This is a genomic window from Geotalea daltonii FRC-32 (genome assembly GCF_000022265.1).
GTDB classification, from domain to species: Bacteria; Desulfobacterota; Desulfuromonadia; order Geobacterales; family Geobacteraceae; genus Geotalea; species Geotalea daltonii.
The window spans coordinates 1629232-1643312 of record NC_011979.1 but is presented as its reverse complement, the minus strand read 5'-3'; the positions used below and the strand labels follow the sequence as shown (position 1 = coordinate 1643312).

18 protein-coding genes are annotated in these 14081 nt (G+C 52.5%); 2 read left to right on the top strand and 16 right to left on the bottom strand.

Going from position 1 to position 14081, the window contains the following annotated elements; genetic code table 11:
• The 10 genes from GEOB_RS07430 to GEOB_RS07385 all read right to left on the bottom strand — a co-directional run bounded on the left by GEOB_RS07430 (nucleotide 1) and on the right by GEOB_RS07385 (nucleotide 5978).
• A complete protein-coding gene (locus tag GEOB_RS07430) occupies nucleotides 1-651 on the bottom strand; it encodes a ribonuclease HII (protein WP_012646581.1) in 651 nt (216 codons plus the stop codon).
• Between the two features lie 69 nt (nucleotides 652-720).
• Complete coding sequence (gene rplS / locus GEOB_RS07425; protein WP_012646580.1) at nucleotides 721-1077, bottom strand: 50S ribosomal protein L19; 357 nt, start codon at nucleotides 1075-1077, stop codon at nucleotides 721-723.
• Nucleotides 1078-1168: 91 nt separating this feature from the next.
• Nucleotides 1169-1750 carry an RNA methyltransferase gene (locus tag GEOB_RS07420; RefSeq protein ID WP_012646579.1) on the bottom strand — a complete coding sequence of 194 codons (582 nt, stop codon included), beginning with the start codon at nucleotides 1748-1750 and terminating at the stop codon, nucleotides 1169-1171.
• Complete coding sequence (gene trmD, locus GEOB_RS07415; protein ID WP_012646578.1) at nucleotides 1750-2484, bottom strand: tRNA (guanosine(37)-N1)-methyltransferase TrmD; 735 nt, start codon at nucleotides 2482-2484, stop codon at nucleotides 1750-1752. Before trmD ends, GEOB_RS07420 begins: the two co-directional genes overlap by 1 nt.
• Complete coding sequence (rimM, locus tag GEOB_RS07410; RefSeq protein ID WP_012646577.1) at nucleotides 2481-3005, bottom strand: ribosome maturation factor RimM; 525 nt, start codon at nucleotides 3003-3005, stop codon at nucleotides 2481-2483. The genes trmD and rimM overlap by 4 nt, the downstream gene beginning before the upstream one ends.
• The gene (locus GEOB_RS07405) at nucleotides 3005-3235 is read right to left on the bottom strand and encodes a KH domain-containing protein (protein WP_012646576.1); all 231 of its coding nucleotides are present in this window, start codon (nucleotides 3233-3235) and stop codon (nucleotides 3005-3007) included. Before GEOB_RS07405 ends, rimM begins: the two co-directional genes overlap by 1 nt.
• Before the next feature lie 52 nt (nucleotides 3236-3287).
• Entirely contained in the window at nucleotides 3288-3554 is a 267-nt protein-coding gene (rpsP, locus tag GEOB_RS07400) for a 30S ribosomal protein S16 (RefSeq protein ID WP_012646575.1), read from the bottom strand.
• 52 nt (nucleotides 3555-3606) lie between these two features.
• Nucleotides 3607-4956 carry a signal recognition particle protein gene (gene ffh, locus GEOB_RS07395; RefSeq protein WP_012646574.1) on the bottom strand — a complete coding sequence of 450 codons (1350 nt, stop codon included), beginning with the start codon at nucleotides 4954-4956 and terminating at the stop codon, nucleotides 3607-3609.
• 148 nt (nucleotides 4957-5104) lie between these two features.
• The gene (gene yedF, locus GEOB_RS07390; RefSeq protein WP_012646573.1) at nucleotides 5105-5695 is read right to left on the bottom strand and encodes a sulfurtransferase-like selenium metabolism protein YedF; all 591 of its coding nucleotides are present in this window, start codon (nucleotides 5693-5695) and stop codon (nucleotides 5105-5107) included.
• A gap of 25 nt (nucleotides 5696-5720) precedes the next feature.
• Entirely contained in the window at nucleotides 5721-5978 is a 258-nt protein-coding gene (locus GEOB_RS07385) for a DUF3343 domain-containing protein (protein ID WP_012646572.1), read from the bottom strand.
• A 140-nt stretch (nucleotides 5979-6118) separates the two neighbouring features.
• Here GEOB_RS07385 and GEOB_RS07380 point away from each other — a divergent pair, with 140 nt between their 5' ends.
• Nucleotides 6119-6373 carry a hypothetical protein gene (locus GEOB_RS07380; RefSeq protein ID WP_012646571.1) on the top strand — a complete coding sequence of 85 codons (255 nt, stop codon included), beginning with the start codon at nucleotides 6119-6121 and terminating at the stop codon, nucleotides 6371-6373.
• Nucleotides 6366-6839, top strand: a complete 474-nt coding sequence (locus tag GEOB_RS07375) for a DUF721 domain-containing protein (RefSeq protein ID WP_012646570.1) — start codon at nucleotides 6366-6368, stop codon at nucleotides 6837-6839. The genes GEOB_RS07380 and GEOB_RS07375 overlap by 8 nt, the downstream gene beginning before the upstream one ends.
• 91 nt (nucleotides 6840-6930) lie before the next feature.
• Here the strand turns inward: GEOB_RS07375 and GEOB_RS07370 are convergent, their stop codons facing one another.
• The 6 genes from GEOB_RS07370 to GEOB_RS07345 form a co-directional block, all read right to left on the bottom strand.
• Complete coding sequence (locus GEOB_RS07370) at nucleotides 6931-7671, bottom strand: glycosyltransferase family 2 protein (RefSeq protein WP_012646569.1); 741 nt, start codon at nucleotides 7669-7671, stop codon at nucleotides 6931-6933.
• Nucleotides 7658-8437 carry a tRNA1(Val) (adenine(37)-N6)-methyltransferase gene (locus tag GEOB_RS07365; protein ID WP_012646568.1) on the bottom strand — a complete coding sequence of 260 codons (780 nt, stop codon included), beginning with the start codon at nucleotides 8435-8437 and terminating at the stop codon, nucleotides 7658-7660. Before GEOB_RS07365 ends, GEOB_RS07370 begins: the two co-directional genes overlap by 14 nt.
• Nucleotides 8438-8544: 107 nt before the next feature.
• A complete protein-coding gene (locus GEOB_RS07360) occupies nucleotides 8545-10977 on the bottom strand; it encodes an FUSC family protein (RefSeq protein ID WP_012646567.1) in 2433 nt (810 codons plus the stop codon).
• Nucleotides 10978-10980: 3 nt separating this feature from the next.
• A complete protein-coding gene (locus GEOB_RS07355; protein ID WP_012646566.1) occupies nucleotides 10981-12168 on the bottom strand; it encodes a glycosyltransferase family 4 protein in 1188 nt (395 codons plus the stop codon).
• A 21-nt stretch (nucleotides 12169-12189) separates the two neighbouring features.
• The gene (locus GEOB_RS19270) at nucleotides 12190-13176 is read right to left on the bottom strand and encodes a glycosyltransferase family 2 protein (protein ID WP_230199031.1); all 987 of its coding nucleotides are present in this window, start codon (nucleotides 13174-13176) and stop codon (nucleotides 12190-12192) included.
• A gap of 19 nt (nucleotides 13177-13195) precedes the next feature.
• Nucleotides 13196-14077 (bottom strand): glycosyltransferase family 2 protein, encoded by an 882-nt coding sequence (locus GEOB_RS07345; protein WP_012646564.1) that lies wholly within the window; start codon nucleotides 14075-14077, stop codon nucleotides 13196-13198.
• Between the last annotated feature and the right edge of the window lie 4 nt (nucleotides 14078-14081).

Genomic DNA, 14081 nt, shown 5'->3' with positions numbered 1-14081 from the left:
TCACCCCTCACAGTTTTTTACATGTTCCTTGACGCCGCTGAAGGTCATGCGGTGAATCGGACAGGGGCCATACTCTGCAATGGCTTTAAGGTGGTCTACACAGCCATAACCCTTATGGGCGGCAAAACCGTACTGGGGAAACTCCGCATCATAAGAAACCATCAGCCGATCACGATGGACTTTGGCGACGATGGAAGCGGCGGCAATGGAAAGACTGGTGCCGTCCCCTTTTTTGATGGTCTTTTGTGGAATGGTGACGGGAATCTTCGAAATGCCGTCAACGAGGACATAATCAGGCTTGATGAAAAGGAGGCTTAAGGCTTCCTTCATTGCGGCAAGAGTTGCCTGGAGGATATTGATCCGATCAATGACTCCCGCATCACTTAAACCAACACCCACAGCCAGAGCATTGGCCATAATGACTTCAAAGAGTTCATCCCTTTTGCCGGAAGTGAGTTTTTTCGAATCATCCACTTCAGACAGGCCGATCCCGGCGGGAAGAATAACCGCCGCCGCCACCACAGGGCCGGCAAGGGGACCGCGCCCCGCCTCGTCAACACCGGCCAGGCTGGCATAGCCCTGACAGCGAACCATTGAATCGAATTCCAGCAGAGTAGGTTTTTCGTAGTGGAACAAGTCGAGACTGGACATGGTAAACCCTGAGATAGCATGATGTTGAAAGTAAAAAAGCCCCGGCAGTGGCTGCCGGGGCTTTGAGGTTTACATTCCAGCCACGTATTTCTTTTCCTTGATCCTGGAAGCCTTGCCCCGCAGCTTGCGCAGGTAGTAAAGCTTGGCGCGGCGAACCTGGCCACGGGTGATCACCTCTATGGCATCGATGGACGGCGAGTGCAGTGGAAAGCTTCTCTCAACGCCGACGCCGTTGGAGATCTTACGCACAGTGAAAGACTCGCGGATACCGCCGTTCTGACGACCTATGACCACACCCTGAAAGGCCTGGATACGGCTCTTGTCACCCTCGACGATCTTGACCTGCACCTTCACCGTATCACCAGGTCTGAATCCCGGAATGTTCTTCTTCATCTGTTCCATTTCAATGGCATCAATCTTGTTCATTTTTTTCTTCCTCCCTTATCTATGCAACAAGTGCTGTATATCGTAACAGTATAACTGCAGACGTATTTATTTCATCCTTGGCAACATTTGCTCATCTGTTGCCGAACAATCTATCCAGAATAATCGCCGCCGCTGAGCGAACTGCAAGGTGATTGTAATCTCCAGGCCCCTTGATGGGACCAAGCACGTAATCGGCCTGTCCGAAAACCTCTTCCGTCATGCCCCAGCCGGTACCAAACAACAACAGATAGGGCTGACCCCGGTTCTGCAGGAGTTGGGCAAGCCGGGAACAATCAATGCTGTTGTCACGTCCCTGGGCACCGGTAACGATAACCTTTACCGGCTTGCCGAACTTCTTTTCCAACTGGGCAAGGGCCGTCTGCAGGGAATCGATTACTTCTATGAGTTCAAGGGCCGCCTTTCGCTTCGGATTATAGGCAGCTCCGTAACCTTCCAGCCAGTGAGCTCTGATCCGCTCCGACAGGCTGCGCTGTTCTGCCACCGGCGTAATGACAAAATATCGGTAAAGACCGAAGGTCCTGGCGGAACGGGCAATATCGTGCAGGTCCAGATTAGTTACGGCCGTCGCCACCACATCATGGTTCTTGTTATAGACCGGGTAGTGGAGCAGGGCTATGCTAACGTTAGGAGCTGTCGGGCTGTATGCCTCCACTACCGGGCATCCTTGGACGATTTCTCAAGATATTTCCGGTCCCCATTGGTCAACTTTGCGCTCTGCAGCAGATCGGGGCGTAACAAGGCGGTTGCTTCCAGTGATTTGTGCCGGCGCCACATTTCTATCTCCTGATGATTGCCGGACAAAAGCACCTTGGGCACCTCCAGTCCTCTGAACTCAGAGGGTCGTGTGTACTGGGGGTACTCCAGGAGGCCATCGGCAAAGGAATCATTGATGGCAGATTCCTCGCTCCCCAACACACCAGGTACCAGGCGCGAGACCGCATCAATAATTACCATGGCAGCCATCTCGCCGCCAGTCAGCACAAAATCGCCAAGGGAAATCTCGTCGTCAACGAAAAGTTCCCGCACCCGCTCATCCACCCCTTCATACCGGCCGCAGATGATGATCAGCGCTTCTTCCCGTGCCAGTTCCGCGGCAACTGCATGACTGAAGGGCCGACCGTGGGGGGTGGTAAGGATGACACGCGCTTCGGGACTGCCAGCCTGAGCGTGCTCAACGCATGCAGCGAGCGGCTCAACCTTCATGACCATACCGGCGCCACCGCCATAGGGGTAATCGTCCGTAACACTATGCCGGTCAAAGGCGAAGTCACGGATATTATGGAGAGCCACATCTATCAGGCCTTTTTCTCTGGCACGTTTCAGGATACTTTCGGTAAGCGGCCCTTCGAACATGCCCGGAAACAGGGTCAGTACATCAAATTTCATAGATCGAGCAGCCCCTCCGGGAGGCTGACTGTCATACGCCCGGCAACAGTATCAACATCAAGCACAACGTCGTCAAGGGCGGGAATTAGTATTTCCTTGTCCCCGCCGCCATGAACCACATAGACATCATTGCTGCCGGTACTGATGATATCCACCAGTTCACCGAGGATATCTCCGTCCTCGGTCATTACCTGCAGCCCCAACAAATCGCACCAGTAATACTCACCGTCGGAGAGTAACGGCAACTGGTCACGCAGGACGTATATTTCACGCCCCACCAGGTGAAGCACATCGTTTATATCGGTGTAGCCCTTGAGACTGAGGATGATCTTTTTGCCATGTGCCTTTGCTTCGGCAACGGCAAGGGTTTCCATCCCTCCACCAGGTTTTTTGATCATAACCGATCGCAAGGCCATGAAGCTGTCCATGTCGCCGGAGAAGGAAGTTATTCGTAACTGCCCCCTGACCCCATGGGTTGCCGAGACTTTGCCGATCAGAAATGTTTGGTTACCGCTGGACATCACTCTACTATCTTGAGGACCGCCTTCTTGTTATCCTTTGTCGAAACGGCATTGAGCAGGGTGCGAATGGCCTTCGCCGTGCGTCCCTCCTTACCGATAATCCTGCCCATGTCTTCCTTGGCCACGGTCAGCTTTATAACGGTAGTCTCTTCTTCCATCTCCTCGGTTGCTCTTACCTGACTGGGGTCATCAACAAGTGCTTTAGCGATGGTTTCTACGAGCTCTTTCATGTCGCTGTCCTCTGTGAGTTAAAATGTCCGGCGTACCGGAGGGAAAACAGTATTAAGCAAGCTTCGAGACGAACTTTTCCCAGATACCGGCCTTTTTAAGGATCTGCTTTACGGTATCGGTAGGCTGTGCGCCCTTGCCAAGCCATTCAAGAGTCTTTCCCTCTTCCAGTTTGAAAACGGCAGGATTCTGATTGGGGTCATAGGTACCGACATTCTCGATAAAACGACCATCCCTTTTGCAGCGCTCGTCTGCAACCACAACCTGATAGAATGGTTTCTTCTTTGCGCCGGCCCGTGCCAGCCTGATTTTTGTTGCCATCTTTTCCTCCTGGTATTATCACGGCCTGCGCCGCAACTTGTTTTATATCTAGTTAAAAGGGGAACATCCCTTTGCCCATGCCTTTCATAAGACCTTTCGGACCCAGCTTCTGCAACTGCTTGACCACCTTCTGCGCCTCGGTGAAGCGCTTGAGCAGCTGGTTTACCTCTTGCACAGATGTGCCACTTCCCTTTGCAATGCGCAGCCTGCGGCTGCCGTTTATCATCTGATGGTTCGCCCGTTCCTGGCGGGTCATGGAATCGATGATGGCCTCGATGCGCTTCAGCTCCTTCTCGCTCGGCTGGGCACCCTGCATCTGCTTCATCATTTTGCCCATGCCTGGGATCATCCCCATGATAGATTCCAGAGAACCCATCTTTTTCAGCTGCTGCAGTTGAGCCTTGAAGTCATCCAGGTCGAAATTGCTCTTCTTGAGCTTTTTCTGGAGACGCTCGGCCTCCTTTGTATCGAAGGTAGACTGGGCCTTTTCGATCAGGGTCAGCACATCCCCCATACCGAGAATGCGCGACACAAGGCGGTCGGCATGGAACACCTCAAGGGCATCCAGCTTCTCCCCGAGGCCGACGAATTTGACCGGCTTGCCGGTGACAGCCTTGATGGAAAGGGCTGCTCCACCCTTTGCATCACCATCCAGCTTGGTCAATACTACGCCGGTTATGCCCAATCGCTCATCAAAACCGGCCGCCACGTTGACAGCTTCCTGGCCGGTCATGGCATCGGCAACGAAGAGGATTTCGCGGGGCTCTGCAGCCTCGCGGATCTGCACAAGCTCGTCCATCAGATAATCATCGATCTGATGACGACCGGCAGTGTCGAAAATGACCGTATCGAAGCCGGAAAGTTGGGCGTATTTCAGCGCCTTGCTGCAGATATCAACCGGCTTCTGGTCAGCCTGCGAGTCGAATACCTCAATGGACAGCTGCCTGCCCAGGATTTTCAGCTGCTCGATTGCCGCCGGACGATAAATGTCAGCTGGGACCAGAAGCGGCTTCCTGCGCTGGGACTTCAGCAACTTGGCCAGCTTTCCGCAGCTGGTAGTTTTTCCTGCACCCTGAAGGCCGACCATCATGATCGATACCGGCGGTTTGGCAGCCAGATCGAGGCTGTTGTCCTCGCCACCACCCATTAGAGCGACTAACTCATCATGGACTATCTTGACCACCTGCTGGCCGGGAGAAAGGCTCTGCAGAACAAGTGTGCCGACGGCCTTTTCCCGGACCCGCTCGATAAAATCCTTTACGACCTTGAAGTTGACATCTGCCTCAAGTAAGGCCAGACGCACTTCACGCAAGGCTTCCTTGACATTGTCTTCGGTCATGACTCCCTGACCGCGCAGTTTTTTAAAGACCGATTCTAGTTTATCGGAAAGGGTATCAAACATGAAAACTCTGTCGCAAATTCAGTTAGTTAGGTAGCATTTCAAAACAGCTGACGAAAAAGCGCACTTTGCCACTTGTAAAGGGGTAACTTTAGAGGAATGTCCAGCTTTTTGTCAAGATAAATTTAAACTGCATTACCATCTGGATAATTCACAGGCGGATTACCGATCGAGCCTTCAGCATGCTTTCGGCAATGGTAAACATATTGGTCACTGAACCGGCAACCAGCTTGTCCTTGCAGTGGAAAAAATCGAGGCATACGCCGCAGGAAAACACTTCGCAGCCCTGATTTTCCAACTTTTCCAGGACCTCGACGATCTCGGAACCCGCAGTGGTCAAAAGAACACCGGTATTAATGAAAAAGATCCTGTCGGGAAGTTCTGTCACATCAAGCAGCGTAATCATGAAATTTTTCATCAGGAGTCGTCCCAACTCCTCAGGCCCATCTCCAAGACGGTCGGAACCCACCAGCATTATTGATTTACCCTCTCCCACCGGAGCATTCGTCTTACCCACCTCCGGGAAAATCCCATTGCCAGATAAAACGAGGGAATATCCACCTTCAACAGGGGCTTCCGCCACCATAAGCCCCCTGTTCGCTGCAAAGCGCGAGACGTTTTCCCGAGGGGCGCCGCCATCCACAAGCACTGTCAGCGACTCGCCCGGGCTTTCTTCCAACGCCCGCTTTACCGTCACAACCGGCTGAGGACACGCCATATTCCTGCAATCAATCGTTTTCAATCCAGAACCTCCACCGTCAATGATGTTACTCCAGCACTCTGACAAACTGACCCTTTTGCTTCGCATACAGCTCTGCCGGAAGGAGCCCTTCTTCGGAAAGAACTGCTTCGACCTCTTGGCGCAGAGCCGATTGGTATCTGATTGCCAGTCCGCAATCGGACTGTAGCGCCCTTGGCACAGGAATCAGCAGAATGGCCATCTTCCTCTGCTTCAATATCTTTTCGGCTTTCATGACTCGATGAATGGAGTTGAAAACCGCGACATAATCACCGTCCTGAACCATAATCCAATCCTTTCATCAAACTGAATCCCGAAACCAGCAAAACCCTGCATTCCTGCCGGTATCACAATAGTTTTTCAATAGCTGTCAAGCACGTTGACAAAGATTATCGAAATCCATAGTATACCGGGGTGAGGTAAAGAATGCATCTCATTTTGACATTCGGCGGTCTGCTGGCCTTTGCCCTGCTCATCAACGTGCCCTTCGGCTACTTGCGGCAGAATTACGAGAAGTTCACCTTCGGCTGGTATTTCTACGTTCACATTTCCATCCCCATCATTATCTATCTGAGGATAAAATCGGGCCTCAGCTGGAAATTCATTCCCTTTACACTTGGCAGCGCCATCGTGGGTCAGATAATCGGCGGAAGAATTCGCAGAAGGAAAACCATTGACTGACAAACGTCCAAGGATGAAGCGTCCGGCAGCAATCGCCGATCTGCTTGCAGAAATCTTTCAGGATAAGCCCGCCGGCAAGCGCCTGAAGGAGGGTAAAATCTGGCTGGTCTGGGAGAGATCGGTCGGAGAACAGATAGCCGCCCGCGCCAGACCGGCAGCATTCCGCGATGGCACGCTGACCATATCCGTTGACAATGCCCCATGGATGCAGCAGTTGACCTATCTTAAAGAAGAGATCATTGCCAGGCTCAATAAAAATATCGGTGATGAGATGGTGAAGGAAATCTACCTCAAAGCGGGCAGCGCCCCCTTGTCTAATCCCCATGAATCACCGGTCCCAAGACAGTGTAGAATCCTGACGCTTGAAGAACGGCAAAAGATCGAAGAGAATGCGGCGGTTATCTCAGATCCCGAACTGAGGGAAGTCATTTCAAGACTCATGGGCACCCATCTGAAAAGAAACTAAAACCGCAACCCACAAGAAACCACAGCATTAAATTCCTTGTCCGAGACGGCAAATCTCATCCGTAACTGAAGCACAGTGATAATCCTTCCCTTTAAATGTTAAAGATCCGGACCCTGCATAGCCCGACCTTTGCCAATCTGAACTGCAGGGCTGTCTTCAAAACACCCAAGCCATATACAACGCTACGGCGAAAGTTTATGGATGATGCCTCTTCGAAATATTTGGTGGGGCAACTGACCTCGCCGATGCGGTAACCAAACCAGACGATTTGGGCCAGCATCTGGTTGTCGAAGACGAAATCCTCCGAGTTTGCATGCAGGGGAAGCCTTTCCAGAACTTCGCGGGAAAAAGCCCTATAACCGGTGTGGTATTCGGAAAGCTTGTGACCCAGCATCAGGTTTTCAAAGAAGGTTAGAAAACGATTGGCGACGTATTTGTAAAGGGGCATTCCACCTTTGAGTGCGCCGACGCCAAGAATGCGCGAAGCGAGCACAGCATCGAATTCGCCGTAGGCGATCATGGCAGCCATGGCCGTAATCAGCCGGGGAGTATATTGATAGTCCGGGTGGAGCATGATCACGATATCAGCACCCAGTTCAAGCGCCGTTCTGTAACAGGTCTTCTGATTTCCGCCGTACCCCCTGTTGTTTTCGTGGACAATGGTCCTGATTCCAAGGCGGCGCGCAACTTCGGCAGTATCATCACGGCTGGCGTCATCGACGAGTACCACCTCATCGACAAATTCAGAGGGAATCTCCCGGTAGGTCATCTCCAGTGTCTTCGCCGCATTATAGGCAGGAAGCACTACCGCAATTTTTTTACCATTCAGCATTCACCCCTCCCTTCCCCTGCTTTTGCCGGTTATCCCCGACAGGCTGGATTCCCAGCAGCATACTCATTTCAGGACTGTAACCACCATGTGCATCGCGAACCAGCAGCGGAGGATCTATGATCATATCTCCCCCTCGTCCTTTGGCGAGTTCGACCATGAACATTCCGGCCTCTGACAGGGCATTGTCATGGATCATTCGCAAGCGAAGCGGAGCAAGTTTCAGGGCAACAGCCTCGGCAAAAAGCTCTACCAATCGGGATACATGATAAATGAAGCAAATTCTGCCAGCTGGCTTGACCAGATATTTGGCCATGGACATGAAATCGGCAAGAGTTGCGGTAGTTTCATGCCGTGCTTTGTCCCTCCCTGCTTTAGGGCTTACACGACCAGTACCAGGCTTGCGGTAGGGGGGATTTGACACTACCAGGTCGAAGGATGATACGGGAAAATGTCCCTTCAAGCTGGCTATATCTTCTGTAAGGATGGAAACCCTGTCATCATAGCCATTGAGGATTACATTATGTCGTGCCAGCGCAGCCATGTGTTCCTGGAAGTCAATACCGACAATGGTGGCGCTTTTATTCTGCTTTGCCAACAGCAATGGAATAATGCCACAGCCTGTCCCCAAATCGGCAATCCTGCCCCCTTCCCTCAGACGGGCAAAGTTGCTGAGCAGTATGGGGTCAAGGGAAAAACGATAGCCGTTCAATGGTTGGGCTATTTTCAGACCGTCGCCGCGGAGCTCATCGATGGTTATTTCATCCACTCCAAGGTCCTTTAGCGGCACAGGTTACAGTTATAGATATTCATCGATGCCCATATGGTTTGTCACTTCAGGCCGTAAAGAAATGGTCCATCGACGGGGCAAGAGGGTCATTGCTGCAAACCTCGATGCGGTCCTTTCTGCTGCAAAAAAAGCTCTCTGGCCAGCATAAGGATGAAAAAGGCAAACGAAGCAAGTGTCAGATACTTGCCGATCTTGAACGGAAGCGGATCAAAACGCATCTCCACGGTATGTTTGCCCGGCGTCAGGTAAATGCCCCGCAGCACATGATTAACCGGATAGATTTCAGTTTCTTTGCCGTCGACCGTAGCTTTCCAGCCTTTATCATACTTTTCGCCCAGAACGAGCAATGAGTTGCGGGTCACATGACTGATCACTGTAAGCTCTTCTCCTGAGTTACCAGTGACATTTACCTCTCCGACCGGTCCATCTGCCGGCACCGGGCCAGCCAGAGAAACAGGCGGAGGGGATTCAACAATAGCCACGGTGCGCAAATCCACGGATGGATTATTCAGCACCATCAAACGCTGCTGGGGATCAGGTAGCGTCAGCACAGACGAAACAAGCCACCCCTTGGGAAATACTTGGCGGTTTTCCAATACAACCTGGGAACCGTCCGGTGACTCATAGACCGGCAGGTACTTTGCACTCAACTGATTTTTTTCCTGCAGATATTGTTCTTGACTAAGGATAAGATACTGCACATTCATCAAATCCGGCAGGGGCGAACCCAGGGAAAAAACTTCGAGAAAATCCTGCCAGCGCTTTTTTTGCACCGGGTTGGAAGTGAACATGACCGGTATTTTATTGGCCACATACTGCATTGGATCAGAGCCGTCCATGGGCAGAACGCGATTTCCCTTGTTTGCTTTTATCAGATATTCAATAGCTGGAGTCTTAGCCCCCTTGACCTTTTCCGGAACATTGACCAGGAACATGAACTTGTTGTCAATGCGCCCCACGTCTGCCAGGTAAAGGGCGACCAGCAGGATGGGAACATACCGCATGCTGTTTTTCCCGAAGGCTGCAAGACATATGACTGCAGCCGAAAGACCCGCAAGCATGGCTGCTATGGCTGTTTCGTTGACCAGATTCCGCCAGCGCCGGACAATCAGATCAGCTCCGCTCTCATAGCGGGTCGGCTGGGCCAACATTTCATGGAATGTTGAGATCCAGTATTCTTTACCCAAGGTCTCAACAACCAGCAGAACAAGAAGAACCACGGGCACCGCCAGCACTCCCATGGCGTATCGCTTGAAGATGCGGCTATCTCGCACATCCCGGTCAAGGATGCAATCCATCCCACGGGCCGCAATGACACCAAGGCCGAAGACCGGCAGAAACATCATCATCTTCGGCACCCGGAACCGGTCTATGCCTGGAAAATAGTCATAAAGAATCTGGTAGACCGGGGTGTATTTCCCCATGGAAAAAAGGATGCCACCGACAATGGCACACAGGGCCAGCCAAGTATACTTATCCCTCCTGAACAACAGCGGCAGCGGCAGCAACAACCACGGCAGCAATCCCATGTAGGTAAGAGTCTGGGTGAAGACCATCCGTCCCCAGTAATAAGCAGAAATATTGGCGGGATTCGCACCGGCCTCCTGGCGGGAAATGCCAAAAGCTCCCGGAATGACGAAAGCGGTAACTTCTTCCGGTGGCATCGACCAGGACATGGCTTCCTCCCGATCAAGTCCCCCCTTCCCCTGATTCGCACCACTGTGAACGCCACGATTGGTGTCCTTGGCCCAGTTGGACAACGGAACCAGAGAAATGGCAACCGTTGACAGAAAGAACAGCATGGTCACAAGGTTCAGCCCCAAGAGCCTTGCCATGTCCCGCTTTCCATCCTGGCTCTCATGAACCAAGATGCCAATGGAGCGGATAATGCCGTATATGCCAATACCGAGGCACGTGTAATAGGCAACCTGCCAGTGGGTGTTGAAAAACTGAAGCGCCAGAACAACAGCAGTGGCAAGAAAGAAAAAGACCCGCCGACTGAGAAATCCCTTCTCGAAAAAATAAAATGCCCAGGGGGCAAATGAGATGGTGGCAATCTTCATTACATGACCGGCATTGATGAGGGATGCATTCTCAGGGGCAACGGCAAAGATAAGCCCTCCGAGGAATGACCCAAGCCTGCCGACGCCGATCAGACGACAATAGCAATAAGTTCCTGCTGCGCCGAAGAAAAGCTGGAAAACGATAAACCAAGCAACACAGGAAGGTGCAGGAAAGAGATAAAGGATCAGGGACCGGTATATGAGAAACTGGTTGGAAACTCCCCCCCCCTCGTCGGTAGTGCCGCCGTTGACGAATTTATCCCAGGCCGCATGCAAGTCGACGTTGAACAAGCTCCAGAAGTCCCCCTTCTTGACCCACTCCACACCCCAGTAAAATTCATTCATGATGTCCGGCGCCCGGATAATCTTGTCCGTAAAAAGGATCTTGGAGAAGAAGAGAATAAGGAGCACCAGCAGGGCGCCCAACACCAGCAGGTCTTTTTTTCGTGAATTCATTTTTTAAATGCACTCCTCGTAGTAACGGCTCAATTGCAATGCCCATGAACGCCAGTTGAAATTCTGCAGGATGTACCGGCGACCCAGATCCCCTTGCACGCGTCTCTGGAGCGGGTCATTGAGTAGTGTCACAACCCGTTCCACCATCGCCGGCCAATCCTCCGGGTCGCATAACAAATGATCGAGCTGCGGGTTCATATATTCAACCACCTGGCCAACCCTGTCTGCAACCACCGGTAGCCCAGCGACAAGGAGTTCCGTTAATTTTGCCGGGCATTTGCAACGGTTAACCAGGGTATCGGCAAAGGGATAGATGGCCACGTCCGCTGCTGCCAGGTAATGGAGGATTTCCCCAGGCTCCACCCATCCCGGCATAACCAGGGAATCGGCAAAACCTTTTGCCGCAGCAGCCTCGACAAGTGCCGTTTCCTCACCTTTGCGCCCTTTGCCGACGACGGCAAAACGGACACCCGGTACACGCCGCTTAATTTCGCTGAAGAGCCAGTACAGCTTCTCCTGGCTGAACTCGAAGAAACGGGTGTAGAGGAGCAGAACAGGTACCTCTGTGCCCATATCCAACCGTTGGCGCAAGGACTCGCCATCTCCGCCGGGTGCAGCAGAAACGCAGTTGGGAAGATACAATACCTTCCTGCCTTCGCCGGCAAAGGGCACCACCATGGCCTGCAGAGCACGGCTGGCCACAGTCACCCCCACAGCCAGCCTTATCAACCACTGTTCCTGAAAGCAGTAGAACTTTTTTTCCAAGGATGAATAGGCATGCAGCTCATTCATCCCTCCCGAGCCCTCCCAGTCATCGGTGTCGACAAATACGGGAGGAAGACGCAGTCCTGCCTTTTGCAGAACAAGGTGGAGCATGGCAGCCAGCCCGCCATACCCCTTCGGCTTGAAGAGATGGATAATGGCAGGCTTTTCAGCCAGCGCGGCACGGAACATCCTCCAAGCCAGGATGGGAGCGGCCATGATTTTGTTCCTCGGGCCAAGGGCAATGTTATGGAGCCGAACCCCGCGCACCGTCTCCGTTTTTCCCGAGTCTTCCGGATTTGTATACGGCGGAGCAATGATAACCACTTCATGACCAAGAAGCTGCAATTCAGCAGCCAACGGCACCATGCGGGCAATGAGCGTGCCCTTGGGGCGGATACCGAAGGGGGCCAGGAAGACGATTTTCATGGCAACACCGCCTGATGCAGATTAATCATCGCGCCTGCCTTTTTTCCCGTCGAATACTGCAGTCCCCTTGCGGTACTTGTAAACACGGTCCACTAAAACCTGCAATCCTGCCATAAAGCGGGAACCGCATATGCCGCCGGCGAAAGCAAACAGCAAGAACTTATGCCGATGGGGGAAGTCGCTGCAACGGCAAGCATCCCGGATCATCTCGCGACCCTCGTCCGGATGCCCATTGAGGATGAGCAGCCTGCCATAGTCTGCCCGGTGAAATGCCGCTACTCCGTCAGGATTTATCCCTCGCGCCTGCAGTTCATGGTTATGGTCCCGGACAAACTCTTCCGCCACCTGCAACTTGGCCTCGAACATCCGCAGTCGATCATGCACGGTATTTTCGGCATGCATCCGGACAAAGGCATGGCAACTGTCAATGAAGCCGAATCTTGCACCGCGCGCAGCAAGGCGGAGAAAGAATTCCCAGTCCTCATAGCGATTCCGTCGCGGATTGAATCCGCCGGCATCGGCTACAGCCTTTGCACGTATGAGCGGGGCATGAACGGTTATGAAATTGCTGTAGATTAACGTCTCCAGTATGTCGCCGATTGGGGCGGGACGCCGGACATCATAGAATCTGCGTTCCTTGTCATCCCGGAAGTAGCACACCCGCGAATATACTATCTCCAATCGGCTGTCGGCCCCCAGTAGGGCCACCTGTTGGAAGATTTTTTCCGGTGCCAGGTAATCGTCAGCATCAAGAAAGGAGACATATTCGCCGGTCGCACACCTCAAGCCGTTATTTCGCGCCGCCGACCGTTCGGCATTATCCTGGTAGACATAGCGAACGCGCTCCCCGTAACTCTTCACAACTTCTGCGGTGCGGTCCGTTGATCCATCGTCGACAACGATGCATTCCACTGCCGGATAGGTCTGGGCAAGAACGCTGTCGATCGCCTCGGCCACGTATTTCTCGCAGTTATGGGCAGGAATTATCACGGAAACAATAGCAGGCACAGTCACTCGCAGAAATACATTATTTTCTTGCATACAGCAGAGCCAGTTGCAACAGGGAGTAGAGTTTTCGTTTGGTGCATCCCGATTTCAAGGATTCCCGAAAATAGGACGCACTCTCCCTATACAGCCCCATATGCTTCTTCGCCAAGCCGATTTTATAGGACAGCAACCGTTCCGACTCCAACCTTTCTGCCGGACGGAGGTAGCCCTGGTACCGGGCGTGCAGTTCCTTCTCTCTCGTGATAGCTCTATCAGAGTAAGTGGAAATATTCTCATCATCGACCCAGTATGCACCTAGGCATTTGTTGATCCGCACAAATCTGTCGGTGATCCGGGCGATCCTCAACCAGAGGTCAAAGTCTTCTATGGCGGTAAGGGCCGCCTCTTCTGAAAATCCGCCTGCCTGGTCGAGGATGCTCTTTCTCACACAGACGCTGGAGGTTATCAAAGCACTGCCCTTGGTCATCAGATCCACAAAAACAGGTGGCTTCAGTTGCCTCACGTTCATCAGGCGCAGCTTCTTACCATGGGGAGCGTAGATGTTCGTATGGTGGTAAATGACGTCGGCATCCTGTACTAATGTGGAGACCTGTTGCAGTTTTTCCGGATACCACCAATCGTCCGCATCCAGGAAACATACCCATTCACCACGGGCATGCCTCAGCCCGTTGTTTCTGGGCCTGGCCGGCCCCCCCGAATTTTCGTTCCAGAGATAGTTGATATTAATTTTCTGCGAAAAACTCTCAACGACTTCCGCAGTGTCGTCAAATGAACCATCATCGCAAACGATTAACTCGCTGTTTTTGAAGGTCTGTTGTGCAATCGAGTCCAAGGCACGCCGCAGCTTCTCTGCACGATTATAGGTCGGTATAACTATGGAGAAGAATGGACCCTGAGCCATGGTC

Coding starts and splice junctions, on each gene's coding strand:
- GEOB_RS07355 (WP_012646566.1), bottom strand. CDS start 12,168: ATGAAAATCGTCTTCCTGGCCCCCTTCGGTATCCGCCCCAAGGGCACG.
- GEOB_RS07380 (WP_012646571.1), top strand. CDS start 6,119: ATGCATCTCATTTTGACATTCGGCGGTCTGCTGGCCTTTGCCCTGCTC.
- GEOB_RS07430 (WP_012646581.1), bottom strand. CDS start 651: ATGTCCAGTCTCGACTTGTTCCACTACGAAAAACCTACTCTGCTGGAA.
- rimM (WP_012646577.1), bottom strand. CDS start 3,005: ATGTCCAGCGGTAACCAAACATTTCTGATCGGCAAAGTCTCGGCAACC.
- rpsP (WP_012646575.1), bottom strand. CDS start 3,554: ATGGCAACAAAAATCAGGCTGGCACGGGCCGGCGCAAAGAAGAAACCA.
- ffh (WP_012646574.1), bottom strand. CDS start 4,956: ATGTTTGATACCCTTTCCGATAAACTAGAATCGGTCTTTAAAAAACTG.
- GEOB_RS07405 (WP_012646576.1), bottom strand. CDS start 3,235: ATGAAAGAGCTCGTAGAAACCATCGCTAAAGCACTTGTTGATGACCCC.
- GEOB_RS07360 (WP_012646567.1), bottom strand. CDS start 10,977: ATGAATTCACGAAAAAAAGACCTGCTGGTGTTGGGCGCCCTGCTGGTG.
- GEOB_RS07345 (WP_012646564.1), bottom strand. CDS start 14,077: ATGGCTCAGGGTCCATTCTTCTCCATAGTTATACCGACCTATAATCGT.
- rplS (WP_012646580.1), bottom strand. CDS start 1,077: ATGAACAAGATTGATGCCATTGAAATGGAACAGATGAAGAAGAACATT.
- GEOB_RS07370 (WP_012646569.1), bottom strand. CDS start 7,671: ATGCTGAATGGTAAAAAAATTGCGGTAGTGCTTCCTGCCTATAATGCG.
- GEOB_RS07385 (WP_012646572.1), bottom strand. CDS start 5,978: ATGGTTCAGGACGGTGATTATGTCGCGGTTTTCAACTCCATTCATCGA.
- trmD (WP_012646578.1), bottom strand. CDS start 2,484: ATGAAATTTGATGTACTGACCCTGTTTCCGGGCATGTTCGAAGGGCCG.